Here is a 17,668-nt window from a genome sequence, read left to right as displayed (position 1 = left end):
ATAGCTAACCCCCGGGGGGTATGCTGGGGTTCGTTCGCCCGATACCCCCTGGGGGTATCAGTGAGGTGATGTCGAGGAGGCGATGGGAATGCGACCCGACATGGCGTACGAGCCGGGCCGATCGGAGAGCGAGCCGCACCAGGATCACGCCGCGCACCGGGACCAGAACCGGCACCCGACGCACGACGGGCACACCGGGCACGACAAGCACGCCGGGCACGATCCGGAGATGTTCCGGCGGAAGTTCTGGCTGAGCCTGGCGCTCACCGTCCCGATCGTGGTCACCAGCCACATGGTCATGGACTGGTTCGGCTACCAGCTCGACTTTCCCGGCATGTCGTGGATCGGCCCGGTCCTCGGATCGGTGGTCTTCTTCTACGGCGGCTGGCCCTTCCTGGCCGGCGGAATCAGCGAGATCCGGGACCGGGCACCCGGCATGATGCTGCTGATCTCCATGGCGATCACCGTCGCGTACGTGGCCTCGCTCGCCACCACGGCCGGCGCGTTCGACCTCGACTTCTGGTGGGAACTGGCCGCGCTGGTGACCATCATGCTGCTCGGCCACTGGCAGGAGATGAAGGCGATCGGCCAGGCCCGGGGCGCCCTGCACGCCCTCGCCGCGCTCCTGCCCGACGACGCGGAACGGGTCGGCGACGACGGGCGGGTGGAACGCGTGCCGGTGCCGGGGCTGCGCGTGGGCGACCGGGTGCTGGTACGGCCGGGTGCCCGGGTGCCGGCCGACGGGCAGGTCACCGACGGCGGCGCCGAACTGGACGAATCGATGATCACGGGGGAGTCGCGGCCGGTGCGGCGGAACGTCGGCGACCGGGTGGTGGCCGGCACGGTGGCCACCGACTCGTCGATCCGGGTCCGGGTCACGGCCGTCGGCGACGACACCGCGCTGGCCGGGATCCAACGGCTGGTCGCGCAGGCCCAGGCGTCGAGCGGACGGGCACAGGTCCTCGCGGACCGGTTCGCCGCGCTGCTGTTCTACGTCGCGATCTCCGCCGCCGTGTTGACCTTCGCCGCCTGGGCCGCCTTCGGCGACGTCAACGAGGCCGTGGTGCGTACCGTCACGGTGCTGGTGATCGCCTGCCCGCACGCGCTCGGGCTGGCGATCCCGCTGGTGATCGCCCTCTCCACGGCGGTCGCCGCCAAGTCCGGCATCCTGGTCAAGGACCGGCTGGCGTTGGAGCGGATGCGCACCGTGCAGGCGGTGCTCTTCGACAAGACCGGGACCCTGACCCGGGGCGTGCACACGCTCACCGCACTCGCCGCCGCGCCGGGCCACACCGACGACGAGGTGCTCCGCCTCGCCGGGGCGGTCGAGGCCGACAGCGAACATCCGCTGGCCCGCGCGATCACCGCCGCCGCCGCGGAGCGCGGCCTGACCGCCGCCGCGACCGGGTTCCGGTCGCTGACCGGGCGCGGCGTCCGGGCCACCGTCGACGGCTTCGAGTACGCCGTCGGCGGTCCCGCCCTCCTGCGCGAACTGGACGTACAGGTGCCGTCGGAGTTGGCCGCCGAGACCGGTGCCTGGTCGGGGCGGGGTGCCGCCGTGTTGCACCTGGTCCGGACGGGCGGTGCGCAAGCCGAGGTGCTCGGCGCCCTGGGACTGGCCGACGAGATCAGACCCGAGGCCCGGCAGGCGATCGTGCAACTGCGCCAGCAGGGCGTACGGAAGATCGTCATGATCACGGGGGATGCCCGGTCGGTGGCCGACGCGGTCGCCACCGACCTCGGTTTCCGCCCCGGGGTGGACGAGGTCTTCGCCGAGGTCCTCCCGGCGGACAAGGACCGGGCGGTGGCCGACCTCCAGGCCCGGGGACTGCGGGTGGCGATGGTCGGCGACGGGGTCAACGACGCGCCGGCGTTGGCCCGGGCCGACGTCGGCATCGCCATCGGTGCCGGTACGGACGTGGCGATCGAGTCGGCCGGGGTGGTGCTCGCCTCGTCGGACCCGCGCGGGGTGACCGGGGTGATCCGGCTCTCCAAGACCTCCTACCGCAAGATGTTGCAGAACCTGGGCTGGGCCGCCGGCTACAACATCGTCGCGATCCCGCTCGCCGCCGGGGTGCTGGCCTTCGCCGGGCTGACCCTCAGCCCGGCGGTCGGCGCGGTGCTGATGTCCGCCTCCACCATCGTGGTCGCCCTCAACGCCCAGTTGCTGCGCGCGGTCCGGCTCGCACCCGAGCGGCAGTAGAAGCGGACGCAGGGCCCCGGCACTCGCCGGGGCCCTGCCGATCCGGTGGCGGTTATCCGCCGAGTCCCGGGATGTCCACGACCTTCGCACCCGACGGCGGCGCGAACAGCGCCTCGTCGACGCTCTCCGAGTACTTCACCAGTTCCAGCGCACCGTGCGCGCCGGTGTTCGAGTTCCCGGAGAACGAGGCCAGTACGCCGGACTCGGTGACGCAGACCGAGAAGTCCTGGAGCAGTTCCTCGGTGCCGCCCTGGGGGTCGGAGATTCCGGTGACGTCCGCGCAGAGCGAGTCCTGCCCGGCGATCTTCTTCTCCGAGGTGTCCACGTCGGTGTTCGGCACGATCGCGGCGGCGGCCACCAGGCCGAGGGCGAGTTCCGGGGTGACGAACGCCGGACCGGCTACTCCGGCGACCGCGGCGGCGTCCGGTCCGGCCGAGGCAGCGGCGTTGTTCGGGGTTCGTTGGCATTCGCCGTCGTCGCAAATGATCATGCTTTCGGTCGTACTGATCAGGCGGTTGTCGCCGTTGCTCAACGCCGACCTGGGCGGTTGCTGGGCGAGGGTGATCGTGCCCCCCTCGGCGCCGACGATCGTGTAGTCGGCGGTGTAGGTCAGTTCGGCAGCCTTGCCGAGCCGGTCGGCGAACCCGGACAGGGTGCCCGCGGTGTCGACGGCGTTCTGGACGGTGCTGATGACGCCGCAGCCGGCCCCGAGCAAGACAACGGCAGTGAGGCTGACGAGCAGGCCGGCGACGCGGCCACGAGACGAGGTCATGCCGATGACTCTGCGGCCCACGGCGCCCACCGAACCGGGGCGCGACCGTACCCGGCACGAATCCGGGAGAACCACCGGGTCGACCGGGCGAACCACCGCCACCGTCTCCCGGTGCGGCACGGCACCGGGCCGCCCCCAGCGACACCGCCCCGAGGCCCCGGCCGGTCTCATCAGCCGTAATTGCGTTGAGTGATCCCGGATTTCCGGCCAGTCTGGAGGCCCTCCACCGCCTACGCCCGGGAGCCTCGATGCGCCTGCTCCGCGATCTGTGGGCCACCTCACCGCGCCGGGTAGCGGCCGTGGCCTGCCTCATCGTGCTCGGCGCCGTCGGGCAGGCCAGCGCGTCGGCGCTGGCCGGGCCGGTCCTGCTGGGCCGCTCGGCGGCACTCTTCGCCGTGCTCGCCGCCGCGCTGGTCGTCGCGGTCCTCAGCGACCTGGTGGTGGGACTCGTCGCCGCAGGGCTGACCGCCGACTGGGCGGCCGACGTACGCCGCCGGCTCTGCCGGGTCGCGCTCGGACAGGACCTGCCGAGACTGGAGACCACACCCGTCGGCGAACTGCTCGACCGGATCGACGGCGACGTCTACCAGGTCGCCTCCGAACTGCGCGGCAGCGGTGTCAGGATCGCCCAGATGCTCTCCGTCGGGCTGCTCTCGATCGTGGTCGCGATCGGCGTCTGGTGGCCGGCGGGACTGGTGATGCTGGTGCTCGCCGCGCTGCTGGCGTTCGGGCTGAGCGCCCCGACCCAGCGGATCGGGCCAGCCCGGATGCACGAGGAGGAAGCCTGGTCCGACCTGGCCGCCGTGATGGAGGAGTCGATCCACGGCCAGGACGACATCCGGACCAGCCTGGCCCGACCGTACGTGCTGCGGGCCTTCGCCCAACGTGCCAGCGAGGTGCTGGCCCGGGCGCGGGTGGTGTGGGGCATGTCGGCCCAGGTCGCCACCATCGCGGTCGGAGTGACCCGGGCCGGCATCGCCGCTGTGGTGCTCGGCGGGGTCTGGGCGCTCGCCACCGACCGGGTCGACGGTGCCCGACTCACCGCCGTCTGGCTGCTCGCCCTCGCCTTCGGCGCGACCATCGAGCATGTCAGCCGGATGGTGCCCGAGTTGCAGTACGCCCTCGGCGCCTGGGGACGCGTGCAGTTGCTGCGCGATTCGCCGCAGGAGCCCACCGGAGGCGCCGCCCCGACCGACGGTGACCTGGAGATACGCGGCCTCACGTTCGGCTACGGCAGCACCGCCGCCGACGGCGAGCAGCGGAGTGCGCTCCGGAACGTACAGCTCAGTTTCGTCCGGGGACACTCGTACGCCCTGATCGGGCGGACCGGCTCGGGCAAGTCGACGCTGGCCAAGGTGCTCACGCGGGCGGTGGACGTACCCCGTGGAACCGTCTTCCTGGGCGGGACCGACCTGCTCGACCTCGACATCGAGGGCCTGCGCCGGTGGATCGGGGTGGTCCCGCAGCGGACCGAGATCCTGGCCGGGACGCTCGCCGAGAACGTCGCCCTGTTCGACCCCGAGCTACGTGAACAAGCCACGCGGGCGCTGCACGAACTCGGCCTGACCGACTGGGTGGCCGACCTGCCCGACGGGATCGAGACCAAGCTCGGTGAGGGCGGCTACGTCCTCTCCGCCGGCCAGGAGCAACTCGTCGCGTTCGCCCGGATCCTGGTTCGTGACCCGCACGTGGTGATCCTCGACGAGGCCACCGCCCGGATGGACCCGGTCACCGAGGCCCGCGTACAGGCCGCCACCGAGCGACTGCTCCAGGATCGGATCGGCATCGTCATCGCGCACCGCCTCTCGTCGGTCCGGCGCTGCGACGACGTGGTCGTACTCGCCGACGGCGAGGTGCTTGAGGCGGGGCCGCTCCGGGCGTCGCAACGGTTCGCCCGGTTGCTGGCGAGCGGTCAGGCCGCGGTGCACGCCGAACCGGCCCGCCGGGTCGAGCGCCCGGTCGGGGTCGGTGCCGGGGTCGGCGCGAGCAGTGCCCTGGCCCGTACCGATCCGGAACTCGACGCCTGGCCGCTCGGGGAGGATCTCGGGGCGGAGACCGTACCGGCGCCGACGGACCGGGAGGTCGCGGACCACCCGCCGATCCAGGTGGTACGGGAGCGACTCGCCGCCGCGCCGAAGGCCGACCCGCCGCCGTTGCCGGAGCCGGCGCCGGCCCGGACGCTGCGGGAGATCTTCCGACTCGCCGCCAACGACCCCCGTTTCGGGCTCGGTGCGCTCCTGCTGTTCGTGTTCATGGTGCTGCTCGGCCTGGACGGCGCGATCATGCCGTGGCTCTGGGCAGACCTGGTGGACGGACTCGGCGATCCGCTCTGGCCGGCCGTCGGGGTCGTGGCCGGGTTGCTGCTCACCGTGCCGATGTCGTACTACACCGCGCGGTGGTTCCCGGAGTGGTGGGTCCGACAGATGCTGCGGATCGGCCTGCGACTCGTGCACGGCCAGACCGGACCACGGCGGGTCAGCGCGCACACCCCGGCCGAGGTCGTCGCCCAGGGCGGCGACACCGAGCGGGTGGTGATGCTGGCGGACAACCTGCTCGACCAGGCGGCCTGCTTCGTACTGCTGATCTCGATGACGGTGGTCTCGGGGACGCTGGTGCCGGCCCTCTTCTTCGGCGGCACGATGCTCGTCTCCGGGCTGGCCGCCGCCCTGTTCGGGCCGCTGCTGGAACGTTCCGCGCGTAAGACGGTCGCGGCCCGCGCCGCCTTCGCCACCGCGCTGGTGTCGTCGCTGTCGGCGGCGCGGACGGTGAAGCTCGCCGGCGCGAGCGAGCCGGTCCTGGCCCACCTGGCCCGGCTCGACGTCGTCCGCAGCGACCGGCAGCGGCGGGAGATCTCCACCATGGTCTGGGCCAGGTCGACCCCGTCGATGATCGGTGGCCTGCTGCCGATCGCGGCCTGGGCGCTCTACCTCTCCGGCTCACTGTCGTCGGGCGCGACCCTGGTGGCGGTCTCCACCCTGGGTGCCGCGCGGTGGTTCGCCTGGACCACAGCCTCCCTGGTCTCGCAGATCCCCTCGGCCCAGGTCTGGACCCGTCGTACGGTGGCGATGAGCGGGGTCGGCGTGTACTCGGCCGCCGTGCCGGGCGTGGACATCTCGGCCGGAACAGCGCCCGCTCCGGTGGCGCCGCCGCGCCATCCGCTGCGCCGGCTGGACCTGGTCGGTTTCACCGCTGTCCACGAGGACGGCACCGTCGGTGTCCGCGACGTCGACCTGACCGTCGAAACCGGACAACTGGTGCTGGTCGTCGGTCCGGTGGGTGCGGGCAAGTCGTCGCTGCTGCGTGCGCTGGCCGGGATCGTCCACCACACCGGGGCGCTGCGCTGGAACGGGCAACCGGTCACCGAGCCCGAGCACTTCCTCCGCCCGAACCAGGTCGGGTACGTCGCACAACTGCCCCGGGTGCTCTCCGGTACGGTCGCCGACAACATCCGGCTCGGCCACGAGGTCGACGCGGCCGGTGCGGTCTCCACCGCCCAGTTGGAGCACGACCTGGCCGCGGTCGGGGGTGGGCTCGGGCTGCTGATCGGACACAAGGGAACCCGGCTCTCCGGCGGTCAGCTCCAGCGGCTCGCCCTGGCCCGGGCGCTGGCACCGCGTACGGAGTTGCTGATCGCCGACGACGTCTCGTCCGCCCTGGACGTCACCACCGAACTGGAACTCTGGCGGGCACTGCGCGGACACGGCGTGACCGTCGTCGGGTCGACGTCGAAGCGCGCCGCGTTGGCCCAGGCCGATCTGGTCGTGGTGCTGATCGAGGGTGCGGCCGTGGCCCAGGGCACCTGGCGGGACCTCGAAACCCACTGGGGCCACCTAGCGGGGTAAGGAAGGGCCCCTTGTTATCGCTTTTTGTATAACAAGGGGCCCTTCCTAACACGCGTCGGCGGGTGCGGCGCGGGGGCGGGACGGTGGGGTCAGCGCCGGTCGACGGTGAGGGTGGAGACACCGGCGGTGGCGTCGATGTCGTACCGGTCGGTGGCGCCTGCCCAGGCTGGCGGAGTGATGACCGTGCCACCGGCCACCCCGGTACGGCTGGCGCCGTCCACGGTCACGGTGCCCGCCCCGCCGCCGGCCCGGACCCGTACGGGTGCGTCGCCGGTGAGGTGGACCAGCAACTGACTCGCCCCGCCGCTCATCACCACCCGCACGGTGCCACCCGGCGGCGGCAGGGTCACCTCGGCGCGATTCGTGCCGGCGCTGAACTCGACCTCGGCGATCCGTCCGCCGCTCAGGTCGACCGTCTCCTCGCCCGCGCCGCCGCCGAGCCGGACGTGCCACCGGACCGCGTCGCTCAGCACGATGCTCACCACCGCCGGGCCGCCGCGTCCCGTACCGGCCAAGCCTGCCAGCACGGTGTCACCATCGACGTGAACCGAGGGCCTCACCCTGGCGTCGGGTCCGGTGGAGATCCGGTAGAGGTCGTCGCCGAGGTCGGCGGCGCGTACGCGTACCACGTCGGACCCGTTGACCAGGTCGAGGGTGGCCTCCCGCCGGCCGTCGGCGGCCCCGATGACCGTGTGGTCGTCCTCCCGGTCGGGCGAGGTCGGGCAGGCGACGCCGGGCCGCTCGCCGCGTTCGTCGCCTCGGCAGTCGTGCCCGCCCCGCCCGTCATGCCAACCGCAGGCGGAGAGGAGCATGGCGGTGGACAGCAGGGCAGCCGCCGATCGCGGAACCCTGGTCGTGGTACGGCTCACCATCGTCGCCTCCTCGGTACGGATCGTGCTGGGGATGTCGAGGCGACTACTACCCCACAGCCCGCCGCGACCATGCCGGTTGAGGGTTGGCGTCTTGCGGGTCGGTTGTCTCGGTCAGCGCGGAGGGCGGGGGGACCGCCGACCGGTGACCAGTATCGCGACCACGGCGATGGTGCCGACGACCAGCAGGCCGATACCGATGCCGATGATCAGCCGGGCGATGCCGACCATCTCCTCCTGTTCCGGAGTTGCCGCCTCGGCGGCTGGGGCGGTCGCGCTCGCAGTCGCCTCGCCCGGCGCGGACGTACCCGTGGCCGGTGGTTCGTTGACGCCTGCGCTCGGCGCGGATCTGGCGGTCGGGGTGTAGCGGAGGATGGTCGCGGTCGTGGAGGAGGGCTGGTCGACGGTTTCGGAGACGGTCAGGAAGGAGTTGCCGTCCCGGCTGTACGTGATCGACTCGCCCTGGGGCTCGTCCGGCAGGGGGGTGATCCGGGGTGTGCCGGTGGTGACCGCCTCGGCGACCTTGCCGTCGGTCACGTCGAACTCGATCGCGTCGGCGTACGTGCGAAGCACCACCCGGCTGCCGTCCGGTGCGGTGGCGCCGCCGGTGACCACCAGGCGGCCCAGCGCGGACCACGGATTGCTGGTACGGGTCAGCGGAAGGTTGAACTGCCCGACCTTGCGCAGCGGTACGGTCGCGCCCGCGCTCGGTGGCTGCTCGGGCGCGTACAGCCGGGGGAGGCCGGGGTCCTTGGTCACGATGATCGGCGTGCCGTCGCCGTCGAGCAGCAGTGCCTCGGCGTCGTGTGGACCGTCGGGGTACGAGAACCGGTACGGCACGGGAGACTTCGCCCCGCTGGCGAGTCGCCAGAATCCGACGGTTGTCCGGTCCCGGTCGTTGTCGCCGATGTCGGCGATCCAGATCGTCCCGTCGCGGGCGACCGCCATGTCCTCGGTGTCCCGGGGGAGGCTCGGGTAGGAGACCGTCCGGGTGACCCGGCACCGCTGGTCGAGGAAGAAGATTTTCCGGCGGCTCTCCAGGTCGGTGCTGTCGTTGACCGCGACGAAACCCTCGTCGGTCGTGGCCAGACCGGAGATCTCGACCAGTCGTTCGTCGCTGATCGTGCAGACCTCGGTCGGCGCGACCCGCGTCACCGTCGCCAGTGCCGCTGTCGACGTCTCCGCCCGCTGGTGCGGTGGTGCGGCGAACGACGCGGTGGCCGTGCTGCCGAGCAGTGCCGCTACCAGGATTCCGACGCGCAACATCGCGCAAGTCTGTCATCTGGCACGGGTACGTCCGTGGGGGCGGCGTTCCCCACCCGCGCCGCCCCCACGGACGTCACGCCGCTCCCACGGACGTCACGCCGCTCCCACGGACGTCACGCCGCCCCCCATTGACGTCACCGGCCGCTACTTCTTCGCGAGGAAGCCGAGCAGCGCGTCGTTGACCTCGTCGGCGTGGGTCCAGAGCAGGCCGTGTGGCGCCCCGTCCACCTCGACGTACTCGGCCTGCGGCAGCAGTTCGCGGAATGGGCGGGCGGTCGCGTCGATCGGCAGGATGTTGTCGGCGGTGCCGTGCAGGATGAGCGTGGGTACGTCGATCCGGGGGATGTCGGCCCGGAAGTCGGTGACCCAGGTCGGCACGGCGGCGCTGGACGCGAACCAGGAGGCTCCGGCGGCGACGTTGAGGCTGTTGTGCAGCGCTTCCTCGGAGAGCCGGGTGCCGAGGTTCTCGTCGGTGTTGTAGAAGCTCCGGTAGAAGTCCGCGAAGTACGCGTACCGGTCGGCGGTGACGGCGGCGAGGATGCCGTCGAAGACCTCCTGTGGCACACCGGTCGGATTGTCGTCGGTCTTGAGCAGGAACGGCTCCAGCGAGGCGAGGAACGCCGCCTTGGCGATCCGACCGGAGCCGTACGTCCCCAGGTAGCGGCCGACCTCGCCGGTGCCCATGGAGAAACCGACCAGGACCACGTCGGTGAGGTCCAGTGTGTCGAGTACGACCTTCAGATCGGCGGCGAAGGTGTCGTAGTCGTAGCCGACGGTGGGTTGGCTGGAGCGACCGAAGCCACGGCGGTCGTAGGTGATGACCCGGTAGCCGGCCTTGAGCAGCGCCGCGCTCTGCTTCTCCCACGAGTGCCCGTCGAGGGGGTAGCCGTGGATGAGTACGACCGGCTGACCCGTGCCGTGGTCCTCGTAGTAGAGGTCGATGGTGGCGCTGTTCTCGGTACCGACGGTGATGAAGGGCATCTCTGCCTCCGGTAAATCGTGGAGAACGGTCGTTCTCGCCTCGTGTAGTAGCCTAGATAACGATCGTTCTCGGCGCACTACCCGGACCGCCATCGGTGGGGTGAGAGGTGTCACGGGTCGATCCGACGGAGGTGGGAATAGTGGCCGCAGCGAGCCCCGTACTCGACGACGACGCCGTACGCGCCAGGGTGCTGGCCGCGGCGGACCGGCTCTACTACTCCCTCGGCATCCAGGCCGTCGGGATGGACGCGCTGCGTGCCGAGGCCGGCGTGTCACTCAAGCGGATCTACCGGCTCTTCCCGTCCAAGGAGTCGATCGTCGAACAGGTTCTGGCGGGCCGGCACGAGACGTGGAACGCGCTGGTCGAGCGGGCGGTCCAGGTGGACGACCCACGGCAGCGCCTGCTCGCCATCTACGACATGTTGTCCCGCTGGTTCGACCAGGACGACTTTCGTGGGTGCGTCTTCATCAACTCCTTCGGCGAACTCGGCGCCACCACGCCCCGGATCGCGGAGATCGCCCGAGGGCACAAGGCGGAGTTCCAGGAGCGACTGGCCAGGATCGTCGCCGAGGCCGGGGGACCGGACTGGCTCGCACCGCAGTTGGCGATCCTCGCCGAGGGAGCGCAGACGACGGCCGCCATCGCGGGGACGAACGAGGCAGCCGGGCAGGCGCGGCAGGCGGCGGAGATCCTGATCAGCGTGGCTCTGGGCGAACGACCCGGCACCCTCACCGGGCGGTAGGGGCCCGTCGGCGTCGAATCGCGGTTGCCCCGTTCGAGCAACAGGTAGCGAGCCGGTACGGAACGGCCCGCCTTCGCCGAACGGGAGGGACGATGGTCCTGACCACGAAGAGGAGTGCCACCATGCGTTATCTCGCGCTGCTTCGAGCCGCCAAGCCGGACACTCCCGTACCGCCGGAGCTGATGGCCGCGATCACCAAGCTCGGTGAGGAGGCAACCAACTCGGGCAGTCTGCTCGACACCGCCGGGCTGGCTCCGAGCACGGCCGGCGCGCGGGTCACCGTCTCGGCCGGGAACCTGAGCGTGACCGACGGGCCGTTCGCCGAGGCGAAGGAAGTGATCAGCTACGCGCTCTACGAGGTGCGGACCAGGGCGGAAGCGGTCGAGTGGACCTCGCGGTTCATGACGGTGCACCGGGATCTCTGGCCCGGCTGGGAGGGGGAGGCCGAAGTCCTGAAGGTGTACGGCCCGGAGGACTTCGCGCCTGCGCGGGAGCAGTAGCGCGATGGTGTTGGATCGGTGGTCGTGACGGTCACCGATCCACCACCCGGCCCTGCCGTGGAGGCTGCCCGCAGGGCTGATGGCGACCGCGAAACACCGGGCGGTCGACCTGCTGCGGCGGCAACGGACGTACGCGACCAAACTCGATCTGCTCGGCCGTGAGGTGGAGATCCGCCAGGAGTACGCCGAGGCGGAGCTGGACGACGCACTCGACGACCACATCGGCGACGACCTGTTGCGGCTGATCTTCACGGCGGCGCACCCGGTGCTGCCGGTCGAGGCGAGGGTGGCCCTGACCCTGCGGCTGCTGGGCGGCCTCTCCGCCGGCGAGATCGCGCGTGCGGGCAACTCGGGACCGGGCGGATGACCCGGCCGGAGCGGTGCGGGGAGGTCAGAAGGTCAGTTGGCCGACGTGGCTCTCGGCGAACTCCTCCACCATCTTGTCGCAGAACGCCGGCAGGTCGTCGGGGCTGCGGCTGGTCACCAGACCGTCGTCGACCTGGACCTGCCGGTCGACCCAGAGACCGCCCGCGTTGTCGATGTCCGTACGCAGGCTGGGGTACGAGGTGACGGTCCGACCATCGACCATGCCGGTCTCGACGAGTGACCACGGGCCGTGACAGATCGCCGCCACCGGCTTGTCCTGGTCGAAGAACGCCCGGACGAACGCCATCGCGGTCGCGTTCACCCGGAGGCGGTCCGGGTTGATCGTCCCGCCTGGCAGCACCAGGCCGTCGTAGTCGGCCGGATCGGCCTCGGCCACGGTGCGATCGACCGCGTGCCGACCGGCGACGTTCAGGTCGTGGTTCATGGCCTGGATCTCGCCGGGCGCGAGTGAGATCAGGTACACCTCGGCGCCCGCTCGTTCCGCGACGGCTCGCGGCTGGAGGTATTCCACCTCCTCGACACCGTCCGTGGCGAGGAACGCGATTCTCTTGCCCTGCAACGGCTTCTGCTTCTTTGCCATGAGAGGGGCCTCCTTGACGGCGCCGCACAAAGGCGGCGCGGGCGGCGCGCGGGGCTCGTTCCCCATCGCGTTCCCGGTGCTGGAACGCACAAACGATCGCCTTGCAGGTCGTCTGGTTGCGACTTTTTCCTACGGGTATCCAGCGCCCGTGAGCGGCCAGTTGGGTGATATCGGCACCAGGTCGGATACCAGCCGCGCCGAGGGTTTCAGCGACGCGGTCCTCGCGATCGTCATCACGTTGCTCGTGCTGGATCTCCGGGTACCGGACGTCGAGCCCGGCCGGTTGCTTTCCGGGCTGCTGGACCAATGGCCCGCCTATGGCGCGTACGTGTCGTCGTACCTGTACGTCGCCGTCGTCTGGTTGAACCACAAGGCCGTGTTCAGTCGCATTCGGCAGGCCGATCGCGGTCTGCACTGGGCGAACCTGTTCGTCCTGTTCACCGCGGCGCTGCTGCCGTTTCCGACGGCCGTCGTCTCACGCGCGCTACAGGAGGAGAACTCGGCGGACCAGCGTGCCGCCATCGCCTTCTACGCCGCGGTCGGCGCGCTGCTCTGTTGCAGTTGGTTGGTGTTCTTCCAATACCTGACGAAGCATCGAGATCTGGTCGAGGAGGGGGTGCACGACAGGTTCTTTCCGGTCGAACGGGTCCGGGCCCTGGTCGGGGTCATTTTCTATGTCGCGGGTGGCGTCGTCGGATACCTGGTCGTGCCGCTCGTCGGCCTGGTGATCTTCATCGTGTTGCCCCTGTTCTACGGCATCACCAGCGTCGGCCTGTACTACGCGTCGCCCGTCGCGCGCCGGGTCTCCGACCGACACGGCTAGTCGACGGTGACGTGCGACCGGGATCTACCGGGGCCGTGTCGGCCGTGTCGGGCGGGTTGCGATCGCGACCCGCCGGGGGCGTACGCACGGTTGGGTGACCCCGTCGCCGAGCCGCTCCGACCAGCCCACGCCGCTGGCTACGTTGCCCGGGTGAACCAGAACCGACGACCCGCACGGACCATGGCGTTTGCCGGTCTGCTCTTCGGCCGCCTCGCCATTCTCGTCCTGACGACCCTGGTTGCCGTCACCGCGATGCCGGCGCCGGCGCGTTCCGGTGCGACCGCGCGCCCCGACGACGGTGTGGGCGTACCGGATGGTTCTGCCGGCGCACCGGCCCGGACCCGGCTCGCGTGGCTCGCCACGACGAACGCCATCTTCGCCGTCGACGCGGCCGAACGGATCGTGCGGTACCGGGGCTGCGACGGTGACACCGGCCGCGTTCTCGATCAGGGCATGCTGGTCTCCGAGGGGGTCGCCAGCGGACGGGTGACGGTCGGCGAGGTCAGTTACGCCTACCGGGTGCCGCTGCGCGGCCGGACCGAGGGAACGGTCGAGATCAGCCGTCCGGGTCGGGAACCCGAGGTGCTCACCGGCGAGGTGGTGACGAACCCGCAACCGCCGGTCGACCGCGAGCGCGGCGCGAGGTTGCTGCCGCTGACCGAACGCCTACGGGAGATCGTGGCCGCCTCACCGAACCCGACCGGCGTCGCCGTACGTGATCTCTCAGGCCGGTACGGCGACCAGCAGATCGAGGTCAACGGCACCTTCCGTCCCAAGGCGGCGAGTGTCATCAAGCTCTGGATCCTGACCGAGTTGCTGCGGGAGGTCGACTGCGGGTGGCAGCGGCTCGACGACGGTGTGCTGGTCGAGCCGAAGGATGTGGTGGGCGGCAGCGGGCAGCTCCAGTACGAGACGTTTCCTCAGGTGGTGACGCTGTACCGGTTGGCCCGCTACATGATCATCTACAGCGACAACACGGCCGCGAACGTGTTGATCAACTATCTCAACGGGTTCGTACGGGTGAACGCGCTGATCGACACGATGCTGCTGAAGCAGACCGCGTTGAACCGCCGGATGCTCGACACGGCCGCCGCCGCGCGGGGCGAGGAGAACTACCTCACCGCCGACGACGTGGTCAGCCTGCTCGGCGCGGTCTGGGACGGGAACATTCTCTCGCCGGTGTCCCGGGCACTGATGATCTCGTTCATGCTCGAACAGACCATCAACACGAAGATCCCGGCCGCGTTGCCGCCCGGCGTGCCGGTCGCGCACAAGACCGGTGAACTGCCGGACGCCTCGCACGACGTCGGTTACCTGTTGATCCCGCACTCGGAGGTCGCGGTCGCGTTCGTCACCTCCGGGCCCGAGGCCACTGGCGCGGAGACCGTACGTCAACTGGCCCGCGCGGTCTACGACTACCTCGTACCCCCGGCCGTCACCGGCTTCGGTCCCGCCCCGACCCCTAACTGACCCCCGCCCTCGTTAGGAAGGGGCCCTTCCTCTACCGAAAGCGATAACAAGGGGCCCTTCCTTTCAGTGGGGAGTTTGGCAATTTATGCGGCAAACGTCCGTTTAGCTGGTTAGCGTGACACTGGCGTCACCACAGCTACACGGGGGGTTTCACATGCACGGACGGCACACGGGCCACATCGTCGCCCCACTGCCCGCTGCCTTCGGGCGTCGATCGCAGGCGCTGGAAGGCTGAGGACCAGGATGCGCGGCAGCGGTTCGACCTCGGCGGAGGTCATGGTTCTGATTGGCACCCGGCCGGAGGGGGTGAAGACAGCCCCACTGGTACGTCAGTTGCGGCTGGACACCCGTTTCACCGCCACCGTGGTGGACACCGGTCAGCACCCCGGCCGGGTCGGAGAGGCACTGGCACCCTTCGGCCTCACCGCCGAGGTGACGCTCGAACCCGTACGGCACACGGGATCTCTGGCCGAACTCGCCGCCGCGCTCGTTACGGCGACCGACGCGGTGCTCGCCGAGCACCGTCCCGCCGCTGTCGTGGTCCAGGGCGGCACCCTGACCGCGCTGGTCGGCGGAGTGGTCGCCTTCTGGCATCACCTACCGGTGGTGCACCTGGAGGCCGGTCTGCGTACGCACGACCTGGACCGGCCCTTCCCCGAGGAGGGGGGGCGCGGGCCGGGGGGGGGGGGCGGCCCCCCCCCCCCGGGCCCGCCCCCTCCCCCGCGGGGCCCACCGGGCCCTGGGGGGCCGGGCCCGCCGCCCTCCACCTGGCACCCACCCCGACCGCGCACCGGCACCTGCTCGACGAGGGGGTGCCGGAGGACCGGATCGTGGTCACCGGAAACACCGTGGTCGACGCGCTGCACCACCTGATCGACCACGGCCTGGCCCAGCCGCCCCGCTGGATCGACCCGACCCGGCGGCTGATCGTGGCCACCCTGCACCGGCGGGAGAACTGGGGCGGCGGGGTCTTCGGTGTCTGCGCCGGCCTGCGGCACCTGGCCCGCCGCCACCCCGACGCCCAGATCGTCATGGTCACCCACCCGAACCCGACGCTCGGCGCGGAGGTGACCGCCCAACTGGGACGGACTCCCGGCATCCGGCTCACCCCACCGCTGCCGTACCCGGAGATGATCGGCCTGCTGAGCGTCGCGGATCTGGTGATCACCGATTCCGGCGGCCTGCAGGAGGAGGCCGGCACGCTCGGCGTACCGGTGCTGGTCACCCGGGAGACGACCGAGCGCCCCGAGATCATCAGCTCCGGCTACGGCACCCTGGTCGGCACCGACCCGGAACGGATCGTCTCCGCCGCGGCGGAGGAACTCGCCGTACGCTCGCTCGTCGAACGTACGTCCGCCTTCGGCGACGGGCAGGCCAGCGTACGCGCTGCCGCGGCCATCGCCGACCTGCTCACCCTGCCGACGAAACCGGCCGAACCGACCCGGCTACCCGTACCGGTGGCTCCGGTGGCTCCGGCGTTGAAGAACGTCCCGCTCCGCGTCGCGTAGTTCGTCCCCTCTGACGCGGCTGGGGCGATGGGGGAGTTATCCGAGGCCGGAAGCGGGGAATGCGGGGGCGTCGGAGGGGGACGTACGTGTCGCTGGCTGGAGGTACGGTCTACAACGCCCGCGAGCACGGCCTCAGGGGTGACGGTGTCACCAACGACCAGCCGGCGCTCCAGGCGTTGGTCGACGCGCTCGGCGACGCGTACGTGGCGGACGGTCAGCCGAGGGTCGTCCACTGCCCACCCGGCACCTATTCGATCCGGGACGCCGGCACCGTGTGGCGCAGCGGGATCTCGCTGATCGGCGCCGGGATCGGAGCCACCAGGTTCGTCCTCAGCAACGAGGGGAACCGGGTCGACCCGACACCGCTGGCCTACTTCACCACCGTGCAGCACGGCGCGAGCCGGGACAACTGCATCACCGACGCCACCTTCGCCAGCTTCGAGATCGACGGGTCCGGTGTGAAACTGGCCCGCTACGACTACCTGGCCAAGGGCCTCGGCCTGCAGTACGTACAGCGCGGGCGGTTCCGCGACCTCTACATCCACGACACCGCCGCGACCGGTCTCGGCTGCGACTTCCTCCAGGACACGATGGTGGAGGCGGTGCACGTGCTGCGCTGCGGTCGGCTCGACACCGGGCAGCAGATGGGCGGCGCCGGCATCGGCATCGGCATCGGCGGCTGGGGGGAGAGCGAGCGACTGACCGTCGCCAACTGCACCGCGGTCGGCAACGGCACCAACGGCATATTCCTGGAGTTGCAGAAGCCGGACTGGGTGCCGCCGCGCGGAATTCGGATCGTCGGGTGCCACGTCGAGGACAACCGTTTCGGCATTTCCGACTGGGGGGCGGAGGGCCTGATCGTCAGCGCCTGCACCATGATCGGCAACCACGAGGCCGGGTTCGACGTCTCCGCCCAGGGCACGTCCGGGGTCGCCGGACGGGGCGGCATCGTGGCCGACTGTGTCATCGACGCGAACATCATCGACGGGATGAGTATCGGCAACACCCCGGGACGGTACGTCGTCAGGGGAAACCGGATCAGCCGCAACGGCCGGTACGGCTACTGCGAGCACAATCTCGCCCGGAACCCGATCCCGGGCCGCGAGGTCGTACTGGACGGGAACGAGATCTGGGAGAACGGGCTCGACGGAATCCGGATCGACGCCGGACTGACCGACGGCGCCATCGTCAACAACCGGATCCGGGACAACGGCCGGCGTTCGGCCGGCGCTGACAGCGCGGCGGGGGAGACGGTCAGCTACACCCCTACCTCCGTGCGGGACACCGGCGCCGACTGGCCCGTCGACGGGCACCGGGGCAAGGTTGTGCGGATTGGTCACCGGACCGCCGTCGTGGCGACCAACACCCGCACCGAACTGTTGCTCGCACCGGTCCGGCCCGGTGCCACCACCGCCTGGACCGGAGGTACGCCCCCGGCGGGCGAGCGTTACGAACTGCCGGACGCGCCGATCCGGCGGGCCGGCATCACCCTCGCCTCGACCACCTCGGATCTCACCCTGCGCCACAACCGGGTCTGGGACAGTCAGGAACGGAAGACCCAGACGCACGGGCTGTTGGTCACCGGCGAGGGCCCGCACGGCTCGGCCGACATCCAGGACAACGATTTCGCCTGCAACGCCGTCGCCGCCACCCGGATCGAGACTCCGGAGTTCGCCTGACCGGGTGCCGCACGCCGAACGGGTGGCTGCCCGGGTACACGGACA

General features: G+C 70.8%; 15 protein-coding genes. 10 read left to right on the top strand and 5 right to left on the bottom strand.

Translation table 11 applies throughout. The features are described from left to right. Positions 1 to 88 precede the first annotated feature (88 nt). Positions 89 to 2,203, top strand: coding sequence for a heavy metal translocating P-type ATPase (locus ACIBF5_RS13410; protein ID WP_396811253.1), 2,115 nt, complete (start codon positions 89 to 91; stop codon positions 2,201 to 2,203). 52 nt (positions 2,204 to 2,255) lie between these two features. Here the strand turns inward: ACIBF5_RS13410 and ACIBF5_RS13405 are convergent, their stop codons facing one another. Further along, complete coding sequence (locus tag ACIBF5_RS13405; RefSeq protein ID WP_396811252.1) at positions 2,256 to 2,975, bottom strand: hypothetical protein; 720 nt, start codon at positions 2,973 to 2,975, stop codon at positions 2,256 to 2,258. Between the two features lie 248 nt (positions 2,976 to 3,223). On the opposite strand from ACIBF5_RS13405, the gene ACIBF5_RS13400 reads away from it, so the two are divergent. Next, positions 3,224 to 6,817, top strand: a complete 3,594-nt coding sequence (locus ACIBF5_RS13400) for an ATP-binding cassette domain-containing protein (protein ID WP_396811250.1) — start codon at positions 3,224 to 3,226, stop codon at positions 6,815 to 6,817. Positions 6,818 to 6,906: 89 nt separating this feature from the next. Here the strand turns inward: ACIBF5_RS13400 and ACIBF5_RS13395 are convergent, their stop codons facing one another. The 3 genes from ACIBF5_RS13395 to ACIBF5_RS13385 all read right to left on the bottom strand — a co-directional run bounded on the left by ACIBF5_RS13395 (position 6,907) and on the right by ACIBF5_RS13385 (position 9,933). Beyond that, on the bottom strand, positions 6,907 to 7,689 hold the full coding sequence (locus ACIBF5_RS13395) for a hypothetical protein (RefSeq protein ID WP_396811248.1): 783 nt from the start codon (positions 7,687 to 7,689) through the stop codon (positions 6,907 to 6,909). Between the two features lie 111 nt (positions 7,690 to 7,800). Continuing rightward, positions 7,801 to 8,952 (bottom strand): hypothetical protein, encoded by a 1,152-nt coding sequence (locus tag ACIBF5_RS13390; protein WP_396811246.1) that lies wholly within the window; start codon positions 8,950 to 8,952, stop codon positions 7,801 to 7,803. 144 nt (positions 8,953 to 9,096) lie between these two features. Further along, positions 9,097 to 9,933 (bottom strand): alpha/beta fold hydrolase, encoded by an 837-nt coding sequence (locus tag ACIBF5_RS13385; protein ID WP_396811244.1) that lies wholly within the window; start codon positions 9,931 to 9,933, stop codon positions 9,097 to 9,099. A gap of 140 nt (positions 9,934 to 10,073) precedes the next feature. Here ACIBF5_RS13385 and ACIBF5_RS13380 point away from each other — a divergent pair, with 140 nt between their 5' ends. The 3 genes from ACIBF5_RS13380 to ACIBF5_RS13370 all read left to right on the top strand — a co-directional run bounded on the left by ACIBF5_RS13380 (position 10,074) and on the right by ACIBF5_RS13370 (position 11,543). After that, positions 10,074 to 10,676: a TetR/AcrR family transcriptional regulator gene (locus ACIBF5_RS13380; protein WP_396811241.1), complete on the top strand. Its 603-nt coding sequence runs from the start codon at positions 10,074 to 10,076 to the stop codon at positions 10,674 to 10,676. 92 nt (positions 10,677 to 10,768) lie between these two features. Beyond that, positions 10,769 to 11,176 (top strand): YciI family protein, encoded by a 408-nt coding sequence (locus tag ACIBF5_RS13375; RefSeq protein ID WP_396811239.1) that lies wholly within the window; start codon positions 10,769 to 10,771, stop codon positions 11,174 to 11,176. 79 nt (positions 11,177 to 11,255) lie between these two features. Continuing rightward, a complete protein-coding gene (locus ACIBF5_RS13370; protein WP_396811237.1) occupies positions 11,256 to 11,543 on the top strand; it encodes a hypothetical protein in 288 nt (95 codons plus the stop codon). A gap of 24 nt (positions 11,544 to 11,567) precedes the next feature. Here ACIBF5_RS13370 and ACIBF5_RS13365 read toward each other — a convergent pair whose 3' ends face one another. Next, positions 11,568 to 12,143, bottom strand: coding sequence for a type 1 glutamine amidotransferase domain-containing protein (locus tag ACIBF5_RS13365; protein ID WP_396811235.1), 576 nt, complete (start codon positions 12,141 to 12,143; stop codon positions 11,568 to 11,570). A gap of 13 nt (positions 12,144 to 12,156) precedes the next feature. On the opposite strand from ACIBF5_RS13365, the gene ACIBF5_RS13360 reads away from it, so the two are divergent. The 5 genes from ACIBF5_RS13360 to ACIBF5_RS13340 all read left to right on the top strand — a co-directional run bounded on the left by ACIBF5_RS13360 (position 12,157) and on the right by ACIBF5_RS13340 (position 17,623). Continuing rightward, positions 12,157 to 12,966 (top strand): TMEM175 family protein, encoded by an 810-nt coding sequence (locus ACIBF5_RS13360; protein ID WP_396811233.1) that lies wholly within the window; start codon positions 12,157 to 12,159, stop codon positions 12,964 to 12,966. Positions 12,967 to 13,116: 150 nt separating this feature from the next. Continuing rightward, the gene (locus tag ACIBF5_RS13355) at positions 13,117 to 14,436 is read left to right on the top strand and encodes a serine hydrolase (protein ID WP_396811231.1); all 1,320 of its coding nucleotides are present in this window, start codon (positions 13,117 to 13,119) and stop codon (positions 14,434 to 14,436) included. A 243-nt stretch (positions 14,437 to 14,679) separates the two neighbouring features. Beyond that, positions 14,680 to 15,309: a UDP-N-acetylglucosamine 2-epimerase gene (locus ACIBF5_RS13350; RefSeq protein ID WP_396811230.1), complete on the top strand. Its 630-nt coding sequence runs from the start codon at positions 14,680 to 14,682 to the stop codon at positions 15,307 to 15,309. Further along, positions 15,249 to 15,944, top strand: coding sequence for a UDP-N-acetylglucosamine 2-epimerase (locus ACIBF5_RS13345; RefSeq protein ID WP_396811228.1), 696 nt, complete (start codon positions 15,249 to 15,251; stop codon positions 15,942 to 15,944). Before ACIBF5_RS13350 ends, ACIBF5_RS13345 begins: the two co-directional genes overlap by 61 nt. 86 nt (positions 15,945 to 16,030) lie before the next feature. After that, complete coding sequence (locus tag ACIBF5_RS13340; protein ID WP_396811226.1) at positions 16,031 to 17,623, top strand: right-handed parallel beta-helix repeat-containing protein; 1,593 nt, start codon at positions 16,031 to 16,033, stop codon at positions 17,621 to 17,623. The last annotated feature ends 45 nt before the right edge of the window (positions 17,624 to 17,668 follow it).

This window comes from Micromonospora sp. NPDC050417 (assembly GCF_044458865.1).
GTDB lineage: Bacteria > Actinomycetota > Actinomycetes > Mycobacteriales > Micromonosporaceae > Micromonospora_G.
The sequence above is the reverse complement of the archived record's forward strand: the minus strand, read 5'-3'. Positions and strand labels throughout refer to the sequence as shown.

Bases quoted from the DNA above. Each gene is read 5' to 3' on its own strand.
- ACIBF5_RS13400 (WP_396811250.1), top strand. From the start codon at position 3,224: ATGCGCCTGCTCCGCGATCTGTGGGCCACCTCACCGCGCCGGGTAGCG.
- ACIBF5_RS13410 (WP_396811253.1), top strand. From the start codon at position 89: ATGCGACCCGACATGGCGTACGAGCCGGGCCGATCGGAGAGCGAGCCG.
- ACIBF5_RS13395 (WP_396811248.1), bottom strand. From the start codon at position 7,689: ATGGTGAGCCGTACCACGACCAGGGTTCCGCGATCGGCGGCTGCCCTG.
- ACIBF5_RS13365 (WP_396811235.1), bottom strand. From the start codon at position 12,143: ATGGCAAAGAAGCAGAAGCCGTTGCAGGGCAAGAGAATCGCGTTCCTC.
- ACIBF5_RS13350 (WP_396811230.1), top strand. From the start codon at position 14,680: ATGCGCGGCAGCGGTTCGACCTCGGCGGAGGTCATGGTTCTGATTGGC.
- ACIBF5_RS13405 (WP_396811252.1), bottom strand. From the start codon at position 2,975: ATGACCTCGTCTCGTGGCCGCGTCGCCGGCCTGCTCGTCAGCCTCACT.
- ACIBF5_RS13390 (WP_396811246.1), bottom strand. From the start codon at position 8,952: ATGTTGCGCGTCGGAATCCTGGTAGCGGCACTGCTCGGCAGCACGGCC.
- ACIBF5_RS13370 (WP_396811237.1), top strand. From the start codon at position 11,256: ATGGCGACCGCGAAACACCGGGCGGTCGACCTGCTGCGGCGGCAACGG.
- ACIBF5_RS13375 (WP_396811239.1), top strand. From the start codon at position 10,769: ATGGTCCTGACCACGAAGAGGAGTGCCACCATGCGTTATCTCGCGCTG.
- ACIBF5_RS13385 (WP_396811244.1), bottom strand. From the start codon at position 9,933: ATGCCCTTCATCACCGTCGGTACCGAGAACAGCGCCACCATCGACCTC.